The following is a 14,506-nucleotide window of genomic DNA, read 5'->3' as shown; positions in this document are numbered from 1 at the left end:
CAGCCGTTTCACTCCCGACTTGCAAGTCTTAACGGATGTCAACATATTATAAAGGGCAAAGTCCGGATATCCTTGAAAAGGCATACTTGTTTCCAAGCAGGAGTTAAGGGTTTTTCAATAAACTTTTTCGGGCAGGCCTTAAAAAAGGAAGTTGGTAAATGTTGCTTTCACACAAATTTCCCATCAACAGGCGGTTTCAACAGTTGTTATGTGTGAAAGGAGATATGCAATAAGCTTTCTACCGAATTAATTTTGCTTTCTTGTGATGGGAGTGAACGGACGAGAATTCTTCATCAAAAAGACCTTGGAGTTTTTCAAAAACACTTCCATCTTTTTTGATAGACCGTTGGCATGTGCTTATTTATATAGATTGTTTTAAGAAAATAACAGTCCGAAATGATTGCCAAGCAATGGATTTTATTAAATTTGCATTTGTGGTATATTTAAAACAGAAGGGCTTATGAAATGGAAACCGGATTTATTTCACCATATACTCCGTATAGGGATGTATTTGCTGCTTTGGGGCATTTCATTGGACATGACTGCTCAAGAGGATGTGAAACACACGGTTCGTGACAGTGTGCGGACAGTGTCCGAAATGCAGGAAGGAAATTCTTTGTCTGCTTCTTCTTTGCACGAAGACTTTGTTGCACCGGATGAAAAGAGTTTGGGCTCTCCCCTGCCCCGACCTTCCAATGCCGATTCTTTACTTCATCTTTCTTTAAAGAAGCCGCTTGTTCTTCCTTATTATACGAATCCTTCGCCGATGTTCAGAGGAGATTACAGCACCGGAGGAATCATAAAAGGATTTGAAAATGGAGTGTTTTATGGTTCGGGAGAGCAGACCTCCTTGCCGGGTATCGGACTGATGAATAAGGCTTCATTGGGATATATGTATCAATTCAATCCCCGATGGAGTGTACAGGTGGGTATCGATGCCATGAAAATGAATATGCCTTTTGCTGTTGGACAGTCTTTCGGCACTTCGGGCGCAGTGATGTATCGGGCTTCAGACCGTGTCGCCTTTAAAGTATTCGGTTCTTATTATAGAGGTCAGACGTATGGTATGGAATCGCACAGCTATGGTGCCAGCATGACGGTGGATATGAGCGAGCGGTTCAGTGTGGAGATGGGAGTGCAGCGCTATTACAATCCTTTGCGTGGAGGCTGGGAAACGGTTCCGGTATTGGTTCCTAGTTATAAGTTCAATAAGTTTAATTTAGGGATAGATGTAGGTGGTTTGATTTATGAGATTCTTCACAAAGTGGTCATTGACAAGAACCGGATGAAGATGGGGAATCCGACTATGGGACCTCCGGCCCATTTCCAGATGCAAGGGAGGTAAAAAAGAGGCTTCTTGCTCTTTTAGTATTCCATTTTGTAAGGTGAAGAAATAATTTGGTAACATTTGTTATTCTGATGGCTGAAAGAAGCGGGGATTTATATTCATACAGTGTATCACCTATAAAATATCAAGTTATTTTTTATATTCTTGTAATAGCATGAAATAATTATCGGTATTTATTTGTGAAGTATCCTATTTAATTAATTTTGTAAATTCATTAATTGAATAAATCTTCTATCTATGATGAATAACAAAACCAAGACAGGCGGTAAAGCTAAAACCGACAAGCAAACTCAGAAAGTCTCTTATTATTATAAGCCGGACAACATGACTTTGGAACAATGGCAAATAGCCTTACGCCGGCAAGTGGCAGCGAAAGAAACATTTACTATTACCGAGCAGGGTATGAAAGACTATCCGGGATATTACACAGTAAAGAATTATGTATCCAGAAATGAATATACTGTGGTTTATCGGGGAGAAGGAAGCGAATGGAATTACTGCTCGTGCATGGATTTCAAAACCAGTCAGTTGGGTACTTGCAAGCACATTGAGGCGGTTAAGTTATGGATAGAAGCACATCATAAGCGCGTTTGCCGGGAAATACCTTCTTATACTTCCATGTATTTGTCCTATAAAGGAGAACGCCAGGTCCGACTCCGTATCGGGACAGACCATGCGGAGGAATTCCGCCAATTGGCTGCTCCTTATTTTACTCCCGCAGGAGTGATCCGCCCCGAGGCCATGGGCAGTATCATGGAATTCTTACGTGAAGCCATCCGGTTGGATAATACGTTCCGATGGTATCCCGATGCATTCAGCTTTATAGTCGAGAAGCGGGATAATCTTTACAGACAGCAGCTGGTGAAGTCTTTGTCTGAAAAGAGTCTGGATACATTGCTCAAAGTCCCTCTTTATCCTTACCAGAAAGAAGGCGTCCGCTTTGCTTTTACTGCCGGGAAATCGATTATAGCCGATGAGATGGGACTTGGAAAAACCATTCAGGCTATAGGAACTGCCGAACTGATGAAAAAGGAAAAGCTGATTTCTTCTGTATTGGTGGTATGTCCCACTTCGTTGAAGTATCAATGGAAAAAGGAGATAGAACGTTTCACGAACTCTGCGGCAGTGGTGGTGGAAGGAAACCCCTTGGTGCGTAAAAAGTTATACAACTCAGATTGTTTTTATAAAATTGTCTCATACAACAGCATGAGCAATGATATAAAACTGCTACGCTCTTTGCGCACGGATTTACTCATAATGGATGAAGTGCAGCGGCTGAAGAATTGGAAGACGCAGATTTCGCAATCGGCACGTCACATCGAGTCGGAATATGCGGTGGTGTTGTCCGGCACACCGTTGGAAAACAAGTTGGAGGAACTGTATTCCATCATGCAGTTTGTGGACCAATTTTGTCTGGGGCCTTATTATCAGTTTATGGACCGCACGGTGGTCACATCGGATACCGGAAAAGTCATTGGATATAAGAACCTGAATGTGATAGGCGAGCAACTGAAATCTGTGCTGATAAGGCGTAGAAAGCGGGATGTGGCTTTGCAGTTGCCTCAGCGCATGGATAAGATTCTGTTTGTCCCCATGACCGAGGAACAGCGTGGCATTCACGATGAGTTTCAGTTGTCCGTGGCCCAGTTGGTCCAAAAGTGGACACGAAACCGGTTCCTGAGCGAGACAGACCGCAAGCGGCTGCTGCTTTTTATGAGCCAGATGCGTATGGTGTGCGACAGTACCTATATCCTTGACCAGAAGACCCGGTGCGATACAAAGATAGAGGAAACCATGAATATTCTTCGCAATGTGTTCGAGGGTGGCGATGAAAAGGTAGTGATTTTCAGCCAATGGGAAAGGATGACAAGACTGGTGGCCGCCGAGTTGGAAAAGTTGGGTGTGAAATATGAATACCTGCATGGCAGTGTGCCTTCCGAGCAACGGGGACGCTTGACTGAGAATTTTACCGAGAATCCCGAAAGCCGTGTGTTCATCTCTACGGATGCAGGCAGTACGGGACTGAACTTGCAGGTGGCTTCTATTTTGATTAATCTGGATTTGCCATGGAATCCTGCTGTCTTGGAACAACGCATAGCCCGTATCTACCGCATCGGACAACAACGCAACATACAGGTAATCAACTTGGTTGCCAGTCAGACCATCGAAGAACGCATGCTGGGCACGCTGAATTTCAAATCATCTCTATTCGGCGGTATTCTGGACAATGGAGAAGATACTATTTTCTTGGAAGACAGCAAGTTGGATAAGATAATGGAGTCTATCAAGGCAATGACCGAGCCGTCTGTAGAGGAGAGCGAGACTGTTGTGAATGTGATATCTGCCGAAGATACGGAAGAAAAGATTGCTGATTCGACTGCTAAAACAGACCGGAATAAGAAAGGGGTGGAAAGGGAGGATGAACCTACTTTGCCATTTGAAGAAGATACCTTTACGGATGACAATATAAAGAAGGAAGAACCGGCAGACATTCAAAGCAAAGAGGATAATCCGCAAGAACTTGTACGCCAAGGTCTGTCTTTCTTCAGCGGTTTGGCCCGCACCTTGCAATCTCCTGAAGCTACCAGGCAATTGGTGGATTCTATTGTAAAGGTGGATGAAACGACCGGGGAAACCTCTATTCATATTCCGGTTCAGGACAAGGAGAGTGTGGCGAATATATTAACTATGGTTGGAAAATTATTTGGAGGGAAATGAGATGAAAACCCAGTATGAGGTTTTTATTGATGCTGTGAGTTGTGCTTTGGAAGACCATTCGTTTGGTACTAAATGGTACTTTGATTTTCTTTATTCGTCATGTTGTCGCGCAGATTCTCTTTCTTCAAGCCTTTGAACTGTTTGTATTCTTTGGCGGTTTTGTCTGCCCATGTCTGATAAATAATATCGGTCAAAGTAGCAAACTGCACGCCTTCTTCCAAACCGCAGCGCTTCCATTCGTCTGTCAAATCCTTGCGGATTTCAATGCTTTTCAAACGTTGGTTAATCCAGTTATCGGAATAGCCTAAACGTTTATAATCCATCAGGGCTTGATTGATGGACAACTCCGGGTCTTGCAGTTGGTCCAAACGTTCACGGGCTATTTGAGCAATCCATAATTTGAAAGGCTCGGCCTTGGGAGAGGGGATGGACTGGATAAGACGGAAAAGTTGCTCAGTATCAGCTACATCAGTAAGACGCATCTTACCATCCGAGGCTTTCATTTTCAACTGGTGACAATTTGTCACCGTTTCATTTCCTTCTTCTTTTAGACGTTGTTTTAACTTGTTCCAGTATTTTCTGGGGTCAACACTTTCCGTCAAAGCGGCAATTACATCGATGATGGAAAAATACCATGTTTCGGTTTCATCGTCCCAAACAGTACGTACCTTTTTCTCTTCGAAGATTTTAATGGCATTTTTCTGTGTCATCGTTCTTTGTCTTTTAGTTACTTTATTTTTAGTTTATCAAATCCTTCACCATACACTCCCACCACATTGCTTTGTGATATAAATGCATTGGGGTCAATATCTTTCACCAATCGGAATATATCCAGTGACTGGCTTTTCTTTGCCAATACCACTACGACCTTGATTCCTTGTTTGCTATACCACCCGGTACCATCCAGTAAAGTTACTCCACGGTCTATTTGCTTGGTGATTCCTTCGGCTATTTCATCGTGTTTTCGCGAGAAAATGAGGAATTGAACAGATTGGCGGGTACTGTTTATCACATAATCGATAACAATGCTCATGATAAAAAGTACGCAGAAGCCAAATAATACGCGTTTCCAGTCATGGAAAATAAAATAACAGGAAGAGATAATGACGATGTCACAATACATCATCATACGTCCTAACGTTACATCCTTATATTTGTTGATAATCCAGGCAATGATATCTGTTCCTCCCGTGCTTCCGTTGTTACAGAATACGATACCGATGCCGAATCCTAACAATCCTGCACCTACTACGCAAGCCATAAATTCTTGCCCCGGACCTAATAATTGTGGAAGTTCACCATTGGGACCTTTTAACAATACTTGGAAGAACCATAACAGGAAAGTCAGCATGAAAATGGCGTAGATGGTTTTAAGACTGAATTTAGGGCCTAATATTTTCAGCGCGAATCCTAAGAACACAGCATTGATGACAAAGTAAGAGACTTGGATTTCAATGCCTGTAGCATAATAGATAATGGCAGCAATACCTGTTACTCCACCTGTCGTAATTTGATAAGGTAATAAAAAAGCTGCCCATCCCAGTGCATAGCATATCAGCCCGAAGGTAATGGCTAAATAGTCTTTTACCTCTCTGCCGAGTTTGATTTTTAATATTTTGTCCATGTGATAATGAGGATTGGTTTTAGTGTGAAGTAGGAAGGTGTGTCAAAAGCAATTTTTGTTATCGTATTGCTTTTGACACACTGTAAAATACAGTAGCGATTATAATACAATGTTTACAATCTTCTTCGGAACGATAATTACCTTCTTCGGAGTCTTGCCTTCAATCCATTTCTGTGCCTGTTCGTCTGCCATAACAGTTGCCTGAATGGTATCGTTGTCGGCATCGGCTGGGAACTCCATAGTGAAACGTGCCTTACCATTGAACGAGATGGTATATTTCACGCTATCCTCTTTCAAGTAATCTTCATTGAATGCAGGCCACTGTGCATCGCATACGCTGGTGGTGTTGCCCAAAGCTTCCCAAAGTTCTTCAGCGAAGTGGGGGGCAAACGGAGCCAACAAGATGATGAGGTTGCTCAATATTGCCTTGTTGCGGCATTTTAAACTGCTCAATTCGTTTACACAAATCATGAAAGCACTGATAGAAGTATTGTAAGAGAAGGTTTCGATGTCTCCGGTTACTTTTTTGATCAGTTTATGGATAGCTTTCAGTTCTTCTTTGGTCGGATCGCCTTCCACCGGCATAAACTCGTCGGTACGGCTGTAGAATAAGTTCCAAAGTTTCTTCAAGAAACGGTGAACACCGTCAATACCATTGGTATCCCAAGGTTTGGACTGTTCCACCGGGCCGAGGAACATTTCGTACATACGCAAAGTGTCGGCACCATATTTCTCGACAATCATATCGGGATTAACCACGTTGTACATGGATTTACTCATCTTCTCTACCGCCCATCCGCAGATGTACTTTCCATCTTCGAGGATAAACGCTGCATTGTTGTATTCGGGGCGCCATGCCTTGAATGCTTCGGTATCCAGAATGTCGTTTGAAACAATGTTCACATCCACATGCAGCGGAGTCGTTTCATACTGGTCTTTCAGGTTCAGTGATACAAAGGTATTGGTATCTTTGATACGATATACAAAGTTGCTTCGTCCCTGAATCATTCCTTGGTTCACCAACTTCTGGAACGGTTCTTCCTTGATGCTTATACCCAGATCGTGCAGGAACTTGTTCCAGAAACGAGAGTAAATCAAGTGGCCGGTAGCGTGCTCGGTACCTCCCACATAAAGGTCTACATTCTGCCAGTAGTGGTCTGCCTTTTCCGATACCAGTGCTTGGTCGTTGTGCGGGTCCATATAGCGCAGATAGTATGCGGATGAACCGGCAAAGCCCGGCATGGTATTCAGTTCCAGCGGGAATACATTTACATGGTCAATCAAAGCGTTTTCCACTACTTCGCCCTTTTCTACATCCCAAGCCCACTTGGTAGCGTGGCCCAATGGAGGCTCGCCTGTCTCGGTAGGCAGGAACTTAGCGACTTCGGGAAGTTCGAGCGGCAATTTAGAGGAATCAATCATGTAAGGCATACCGTCTTTGTAATATACGGGGAACGGTTCGCCCCAGTAACGCTGGCGTGAGAAGATGGCGTCGCGAAGACGATAATTCACTTTCACACGTCCCAGATTATGAGCTTTTACATATTCTTTAGTTGCGGCGATAGCTTCTTTGATAGTCAGACCGTTCAAAGAAAGATCGCAGTAAGGAGTGACATCCTGACGAGGTGAGTTGCAAACAATACCTTCTTTGGCATCGAAACTTTCTTCGCTTACATCACAACCTTCCACCAACGGAACGATGGGCAGATTGAAATGCTTGGCAAAAGCATAGTCACGGCTGTCGTGGGCAGGAACCGCCATGATAGCGCCTGTACCATAACCTGCCAGTACATAATCACTAATCCATACGGGAACGGCATCGCCTGTAAACGGATTGATGGCATACGAACCGCTGAATACACCGGTCACACGGCGGTCGGCGATACGTTCGCGTTCGGTACGTTTCTTGGTGCGGTCCAGATAAGCGTCCACTTCCTCTTTTTGTTCGGGAGTGGTAAGCTGTGCCACCAATTCACTTTCGGGAGCCAGAACCATGAAGGTTACACCGAACATGGTATCTGCGCGGGTGGTAAAGATGGTGAATTCGATATCACTGTCTTTCACCTTGAACTGTACTTCCGTACCTTCCGAACGGCCTATCCAGTTGCGTTGTGTTTCTTTCAGAGAGTCTGTCCAGTCCACATTGTCCAGTCCTTCGAGCAAACGTTGAGCGTATGCCGAAACGCGCAAGCACCACTGGCGCATCTTTTTCTGTACCACGGGGAAACCGCCACGTTCCGAAACTCCGTCCACCACTTCATCATTGGCAAGGACAGTTCCCAGTTGCGGGCACCAGTTTACCATTGTTTCGCCCAAGTAAGCGATGCGGTAGTTCATCAGGATTTCCTGTTGTTCCTTTTCGCTCTTGGCGTTCCATTCTTCGGCAGTAAAGCTGAGTTCTTCGCTGCAAGCTACATCCAGTCCTTCGGTTCCTTTTTGTGCGAAGTGCTCTATCAGTTTGCTGATGGGCTGTGCCGATGAACACGCATTGCAATAGAAACTATTGAACATCTGCTGGAAGGCCCATTGAGTCCAATGATAATAGCCCGGTTCGCAAGTGCGGACTTCACGGTTCCAGTCAAAGCAGAAACCGATTTTATCCAACTGTTCGCGGTAGCGGTTGATATTGTTGACGGTAGTGATGGCGGGGTGCTGTCCGGTCTGGATAGCATATTGTTCGGCAGGAAGTCCGTAAGCGTCGTAACCCATCGGGTTGAGGACGTTAAATCCCTGCAAGCGTTTGTAACGTGCATAAATATCGCTGGCGATATATCCCAGCGGATGTCCCACGTGCAATCCTGCCCCTGATGGATAAGGGAACATATTGAGCACGTAGAATTTCTTTTTCGATTCGTCTTCAGTCACCTGATAGGTGTGGTTTTCCACCCATCGCTGCTGCCATTTCTTCTCAATCTCTCTGAAATTGTATTCCATGATTTATTTTTGTTATTTAATATCTTTGTTATTAAGTGGTTGCAAAGATAATGAAAGTCGGGGAGATAACAGAAATAACAGGCGAAGAAAATACATTCGGACAGACATGGGGCACTTCCTGCGATGGGCGGGAGTACGATTCTTTATAAACTACTGCTGTCCGTTACTCTTTTATAAGTGACAGTGATAGGAGTATATATCCATTTACGGGTAGAAAAATCAAAGAAACGTGCCGTCATTGAAACGACAAAATTATCTTTGTCCATTCTTTCCAATCGTTCCACTACCCCCAAACGGACGGCACTGGGAGTAACGAGTTTCAAATCGACGCGGGAATTATCCGTGAGCGTGTATTCATAGTCACTCAAGTCGTGTCCATAGAAAGTTAAAAAGGGAGTATCACTGCCTTCATTACTGATTTCTTGCAAGGGAAGTTTCAATAGAAGAAGCGGATAATCGCTTTGGTCATGAAATGCCGGTCTGACTTCTGCATAGTTTGACCATTCGTCGAAATGATAGAATGGGATTGCTTCTTGATCTGAAGTGTTTTTGGACGAATAAACCGGGGCGGCTATTTCTTCGTAAAGATCGAAAGATTGTATTCCGTCATTGTTCAGATCGAGGGGATTCTCTGATTGCATGGAAGTAATTTTATACATACCTCCAAAATCGTTGTAGATGGTATTATTATCATCGTTTTGGCAAGAACTGAGTGCAAGTGCTGCTAAGAATAAATAAGAGTAGCGTTTCATGTTGTGTTAGTTTTAGTTTTTAGTGATTATTGAGTTCAAAGATAGTGATAACGATAACATCTTCAAATATTTAGCCGAAGAAAGTGAATGAATTGACGTTTGTTGGATAAAATTAAAAAAATATATCGGATGACCAAAGTCGGACACCCGATATATTTTGAATGATTTATTATAATCCCAAATCCTTGAATGTTCTCGGAGCCGGAACTTTAGGTAATGGTTTGCGGTCTTTCAGCTCTTGCATAATGACCTCTATGGCTTTATTCAGTTGCTGGTCCTCTCCCATTTGTTCTTTCACCGGATCATTGTCAATCAGGATATCAGGGTCTACACCGTGATTTTCCACAATCCACTGACCGGTCTTGGCATCGAAGTTGGTAAAGAACGGAACACGTACGTCCGTATCGTCCATATAAGGCAGCGGGCCGCTGATTCCGACAATGCCGCCCCAGGTACGGGTACCGATTACTTTACCGATTTTGTTTGCTTTGAAACTCCAAGGGAACAAGTCACCGTCCGAAGCCGAATATTTATTGATGAGCAATACCTTCGGCCCTACTAACGTGGCATCGGGAATGGTTCCGACTTTGGTAGACGTGCGGCTCATGGTCAGACGGTAAGGCTGGCGAAGCAAGCGTTCGATAATCATAGGTGAGACATTGCCGCCGCCATTGGCACGGTCGTCGATGATGAGTGCTTCCTTGTCCAACTGAGGATAGAAGTAACGGGCAAATTCGTTCAGTCCGTCAGGACCCATATCGGGGATATAGATATAACCTACACGTCCGTTGGTGGCTTCTTCCACTTTCTTGATATTGTTTTGTACCCAATTGTAGTGGTACAATGGATATTCATTGTCAATCGGGCTGACCACTACTTTGCGCGCACCTTTGGCAGAGGCAGTGCTGTTGATGCTTAATTCGGTCAGTACACCTGCTTTGCCTGTCAGTAGACTGTAGATATTGTCTACGGTGGTAGTCGGGATACCGTCGACAGCAGTGATGTAATCACCTTCTTTTATGCCGAGGCCCGGTTCGGTAAGCGGGGAACGGAGCTTTTGGCTGTAAACAGCTCCCGGTAAAATCTTCTCGATACGGTAGAATCCACTCTTGTCGCGACTCAATTCTGCACCCAGCAAACCCATCTTGATGCGTTCGGGCCCTTTGATTTCTCCCGGATTCACGTAAGCATGTCCACAGGCTAATTCGGCAATCATCTCACCGATAATGTAATTGAGGTCTAACCGGGTTTTTGCATAAGGAAGCAGGGCGGCATATTTTGTTTTAATGGCTTTCCAGTCTACTCCATGCATATTCTCCAGATAGAAACCATCACGGAAGGCACGCCAGGTCTCGTCAAAGATTTGTGCCCATTCTTGTGGATAGTCTATCGGGGCAATCATATTGTCCAGATTTACCTTCTTGTCTAAAGCGGCTTTGCTGCAAGGAAAATCGCATACATACAGGTCGCCGCCTTTGTAGAATATTGCTTTTTTATTGCTTTCGGCTACGCTCATGTTAGCTCCTTCGGCCACGGTTTCTTCTTTCTGTTCCGCCAGGTCGAATACTTTGGTATTTCCTGAGTTGGAGTACCATACTTTCTTTCCGTCAGAATAAAGCTGGTAATAATAGCCTGCCGGAAGAGGAAGTTTGAGCAAGCGTCCGGGCAATCCTTCAGCATCAATGGTTACGCCGGTTGCTTTGTCGTCCGCTTTATTGTCTTTGGCTGCGGATTTGCTTTCGGGGGTGTTGTCTTCGATGCTTATTTTTTCGTCCGATGGCAGGAAAGGCGACGGGGTGTCTTTAGACAATAAAGCGATATATACTCCGCCCATGCGGTTGTAAGCATGATTCCACTCCGTTTGGCTGTAGATGGGATTGAAATCGCGTTCGGAAGTAAAGATAAGGTATTTGCCGTCGGTACTGAAATGTGGAGATGAAGAGTTGTACCATTTCTCTGTTACGGGATATTCTTTGCCCGAGGTGAGATGGTATACATACACCACATCCATATTGTTCTTGCCCGGTTTGGTATAAGTAATCCATTGGCTGTCGGGTGAGTAATTGACTGAGTAAAACTCTCCTTCGGGGTTTTGCATGACAGTCTTCTTGGATTTTGAAGTTATATCCACTTCTACGATACGGTTTTTGCGGTCGGTGTAGAGCACCTTTTTGCTGTTCGGGCTCCACATCAGTTGGCGAATGTAGGTATCATTGTTTTTGGTCAGTTGAATAGCTTCTCCGCCTTCGGAGGGTTGCAGCCAGATTTCGGTTTCTCCGGTTCGGTCGCTGATATAGGCAATGTATTTTCCGTCCGGGCTCCAGGCGGCATCGCGTTCATTGGCTCCCGGAGTACGGGTGATGTTGCGGGTCACACCTTTGTCTGCCGGAACATCAAACACTTCGCCGCGGGCAGTTATCGCTACTCGGTGTCCGTCGGCAGAAAGACTGGCTGCGGTCAGGTTGCCTGCCACTTTCTTCATTTCCTTGCGGGCAAGGATATTATCTGATTTTAGAGTAATGGATATTTTTTCGGTCTGGCGTGTCTTCGGGTCGAGTTTATAGAGGTATCCTCCGTTTTCATATACAATGATTTCACCGTTCGAACTGGGGAATTTGACATCGTAGTCTGTATAATTGGTTACTTTCTCTGTCTGTTTCGTCTGGGTATTGTAGACAAAGATATTCATGGTCATGTCACGGTCGGAGATAAAGAAAATTTCGTCGCCTATCCACATGGGGACAATATCTTGCGCTATATTATTAGTAATGTTTTCCACTTTTTTGCTTGCAGGATTGTAAATCCAGATATCGTCTGCCATTCCGCCACGATAGTATTTCCAGTTACGGAACTCACGCATCACACGGTTGTAAGCCAGTTTCTTGCCATCGGGAGAGTAAGAACAGAATCCGCCTTCGGGTAATGGAATGAGTTGGGACATACCTCCTTCTTTGGATATTGTCCAGAGCTTTCCGTCGAATCCGTCGCTGATACGGTTACGATAGACAATGTTCTTACCGTCGGGGCTCCACGTCATTACGATATTGTTCGGACCCATACGGTCACCCAAATCGTCACGACTGTTAGTAGCGGTGTAAGTCAGTCGGGTGGGTTCTCCACCATCGGCAGACATCAGATACACTTCCGTGTTTCCGTCATATTGTCCGGTGAAGGCGATTGATTTGCCATCGGGCGAGAAACGGGCAAACATTTCATAGCCGATATGGGAAGTGAGACGTTGTGCCTCTCCACCTTTCAGGGGAGCTTTGTACAAATCGCCTGCATAGGAGAACACGACTTCCTGTCCGTTTGTAGCAGGAAAGCGTAATAATCTGGCCTCATCGGTAGCATGTCCGACAGCGGCACTCCCTGCCAGTAACAGGGTGAATAATAGTTTTTTATTCATTTTACTTGCTGTTTGTAATATTGTTGCTTATAGGAGCAAAGTTAAGACTATTTTTTTATTCATGTTCTTTGTTGTCTAAAATATAATTCATAAATTGCATTGTTTATCAATAATATTAGTTGCTTTTGTATACCTTTGCGTATAACCTTTAATAGATATATAGAATGAACAAAAAACTTTTATGGCTGGGCAGTGGACTTGCCCTTACTTCGTTGGGTGCTTATGCACAAAAGAGTCATGACGTGAAGCCAAATATCATATACATTATGTGTGATGATATGGGATATGGCGACTTGGGCTGTTACGGCCAATCATATATCAGTACTCCTAATATTGATAATATGGCCAAAGAGGGCATGCGCTTTACTCAGGCTTATTCAGGAAGTCCGGTAAGTGCCCCTTCCCGTGCTTCGTTTATGACAGGACAGCATACCGGTCACTGTGAAGTGCGTGGAAATAAAGAGTATTGGCGTGACGCTCCCATCGTGATGTATGGTAATAACAAAGAATATTCAGTGGTGGGGCAGCATCCTTATGACCCCGAACACATAATCATCCCTGAGATAATGAAAGATAACGGTTATACCACCGGTATGTTCGGTAAGTGGGCAGGAGGCTATGAAGGTTCCGTTTCTACTCCCGACAAACGGGGTATCGACGAGTTTTATGGTTTTATATGTCAGTTCCAGGCCCATCTTTACTATCCGAACTTCTTAAACCGTTATAGCAAATCAATGGGCGACACAGCTGTGGTGCGTGTGATAATGGATGAAAATATCAAATATCCCATGTACGGCAAAGAATACTATAAACGTCCGCAATATTCTGCCGATATGATTCATCAGGAAGCCATGAAGTGGCTTGATAAGCAAGACGGCAAACAACCGTTCTTCGGTGTATTTACTTATACATTGCCTCATGCGGAATTAGTTCAACCTGAGGATTCTATCCTGGAAGGATATCAGAAGAAGTTCTTCCATGACAAGACATGGGGAGGTTCGGAAGGTTCGCGTTACAATGCTTCTGTCCATACGCATGCACAGTTTGCCGGTATGATTACCCGTCTGGATTATTATGTGGGCGAAGTGCTGAAGAAACTGAAAGAAAAAGGAATGGATGAAAATACATTGGTTATCTTTACCAGTGATAACGGCCCTCACGAGGAAGGTGGTGCAGATCCTACATTCTTTGGACGTGACGGTAAGTTGCGCGGTTTGAAGCGTCAATGCTACGAAGGCGGTATCCGTATTCCGTTTATTGTTCGTTGGCCGGGTAAAGTGGAAGCCGGACAAGTCAATGACCATCAGTTTGCATTTTATGATTTGATGCCGACATTCTGCGATGTGGCAGGTGTGAAGAACTACGTGAAGAAATATACCAATAAAAAGAAAAAAGGTACTGATTATTTCGATGGGATTTCTATCTATCCTACGTTGACCGGACAGGAAGGACAAAAGCAACACGATTTCCTTTATTGGGAATTTGACGAAACCGACCAGATAGGTGTACGCATGGGTGATTGGAAGATGGTAGTGAAGAGTGGCAAACCGTTCCTTTATAATCTTGCCGAGGATATTCACGAAGACCATGATGTAGCAGCCGAACATCCTGAAATTGTAAAACAGATGAAAGAAGTAATCAAGTCACAGCATATACCGAATCCTAACTTCTCGGTTACTTTGCCCGACTTTAATTAATATCAGTAACAAAATACGAAACATTAA

7 protein-coding genes and 1 pseudogene are annotated in these 14,506 nt (G+C 44.3%); 3 read left to right on the top strand and 5 right to left on the bottom strand.

Annotated features, from left to right (window positions below; genetic code table 11):
- Positions 1 to 460 precede the first annotated feature (460 nt).
- On the top strand, positions 461 to 1,345 hold the full coding sequence (locus QYT14_RS11935) for a hypothetical protein (RefSeq protein ID WP_288325437.1): 885 nt from the start codon (positions 461 to 463) through the stop codon (positions 1,343 to 1,345).
- Positions 1,346 to 1,588: 243 nt separating this feature from the next.
- A complete protein-coding gene (locus tag QYT14_RS11930; protein ID WP_288325491.1) occupies positions 1,589 to 4,066 on the top strand; it encodes a DEAD/DEAH box helicase in 2,478 nt (825 codons plus the stop codon).
- An 86-nt stretch (positions 4,067 to 4,152) separates the two neighbouring features.
- On the opposite strand, the pseudogene QYT14_RS11925 reads toward QYT14_RS11930, so the two are convergent.
- From QYT14_RS11925 to QYT14_RS11905, 5 genes and pseudogenes are all read right to left on the bottom strand, one after another.
- A pseudogene (locus QYT14_RS11925) lies at positions 4,153 to 4,776 on the bottom strand (Bro-N domain-containing protein); the annotation flags it as partial.
- Between the two features lie 17 nt (positions 4,777 to 4,793).
- The gene (locus tag QYT14_RS11920) at positions 4,794 to 5,690 is read right to left on the bottom strand and encodes a YitT family protein (protein ID WP_237040137.1); all 897 of its coding nucleotides are present in this window, start codon (positions 5,688 to 5,690) and stop codon (positions 4,794 to 4,796) included.
- A gap of 99 nt (positions 5,691 to 5,789) precedes the next feature.
- Complete coding sequence (gene leuS / locus QYT14_RS11915) at positions 5,790 to 8,624, bottom strand: leucine--tRNA ligase (RefSeq protein WP_288325438.1); 2,835 nt, start codon at positions 8,622 to 8,624, stop codon at positions 5,790 to 5,792.
- 143 nt (positions 8,625 to 8,767) lie between these two features.
- The gene (locus QYT14_RS11910; RefSeq protein WP_288325439.1) at positions 8,768 to 9,376 is read right to left on the bottom strand and encodes a hypothetical protein; all 609 of its coding nucleotides are present in this window, start codon (positions 9,374 to 9,376) and stop codon (positions 8,768 to 8,770) included.
- A gap of 169 nt (positions 9,377 to 9,545) precedes the next feature.
- Entirely contained in the window at positions 9,546 to 12,782 is a 3,237-nt protein-coding gene (locus QYT14_RS11905; RefSeq protein ID WP_288325440.1) for a S41 family peptidase, read from the bottom strand.
- A gap of 164 nt (positions 12,783 to 12,946) precedes the next feature.
- Here QYT14_RS11905 and QYT14_RS11900 point away from each other — a divergent pair, with 164 nt between their 5' ends.
- Positions 12,947 to 14,479 carry an arylsulfatase gene (locus tag QYT14_RS11900; protein ID WP_237040133.1) on the top strand — a complete coding sequence of 511 codons (1,533 nt, stop codon included), beginning with the start codon at positions 12,947 to 12,949 and terminating at the stop codon, positions 14,477 to 14,479.
- The last annotated feature ends 27 nt before the right edge of the window (positions 14,480 to 14,506 follow it).

It is taken from the genome of uncultured Phocaeicola sp. (assembly GCF_948499155.1).
GTDB classification, from domain to species: Bacteria; Bacteroidota; Bacteroidia; order Bacteroidales; family Bacteroidaceae; genus Phocaeicola; species Phocaeicola faecalis.
This window is presented reverse-complemented; position numbering and strand designations above follow the sequence as displayed.

Bases quoted from the DNA above. Each gene is read 5' to 3' on its own strand.
- QYT14_RS11935 (WP_288325437.1), top strand. From the start codon at position 461: ATGAAATGGAAACCGGATTTATTTCACCATATACTCCGTATAGGGATG.
- QYT14_RS11930 (WP_288325491.1), top strand. From the start codon at position 1,589: ATGAATAACAAAACCAAGACAGGCGGTAAAGCTAAAACCGACAAGCAA.
- QYT14_RS11920 (WP_237040137.1), bottom strand. From the start codon at position 5,690: ATGGACAAAATATTAAAAATCAAACTCGGCAGAGAGGTAAAAGACTAT.
- leuS (WP_288325438.1), bottom strand. From the start codon at position 8,624: ATGGAATACAATTTCAGAGAGATTGAGAAGAAATGGCAGCAGCGATGG.
- QYT14_RS11910 (WP_288325439.1), bottom strand. From the start codon at position 9,376: ATGAAACGCTACTCTTATTTATTCTTAGCAGCACTTGCACTCAGTTCT.
- QYT14_RS11905 (WP_288325440.1), bottom strand. From the start codon at position 12,782: ATGAATAAAAAACTATTATTCACCCTGTTACTGGCAGGGAGTGCCGCT.
- QYT14_RS11900 (WP_237040133.1), top strand. From the start codon at position 12,947: ATGAACAAAAAACTTTTATGGCTGGGCAGTGGACTTGCCCTTACTTCG.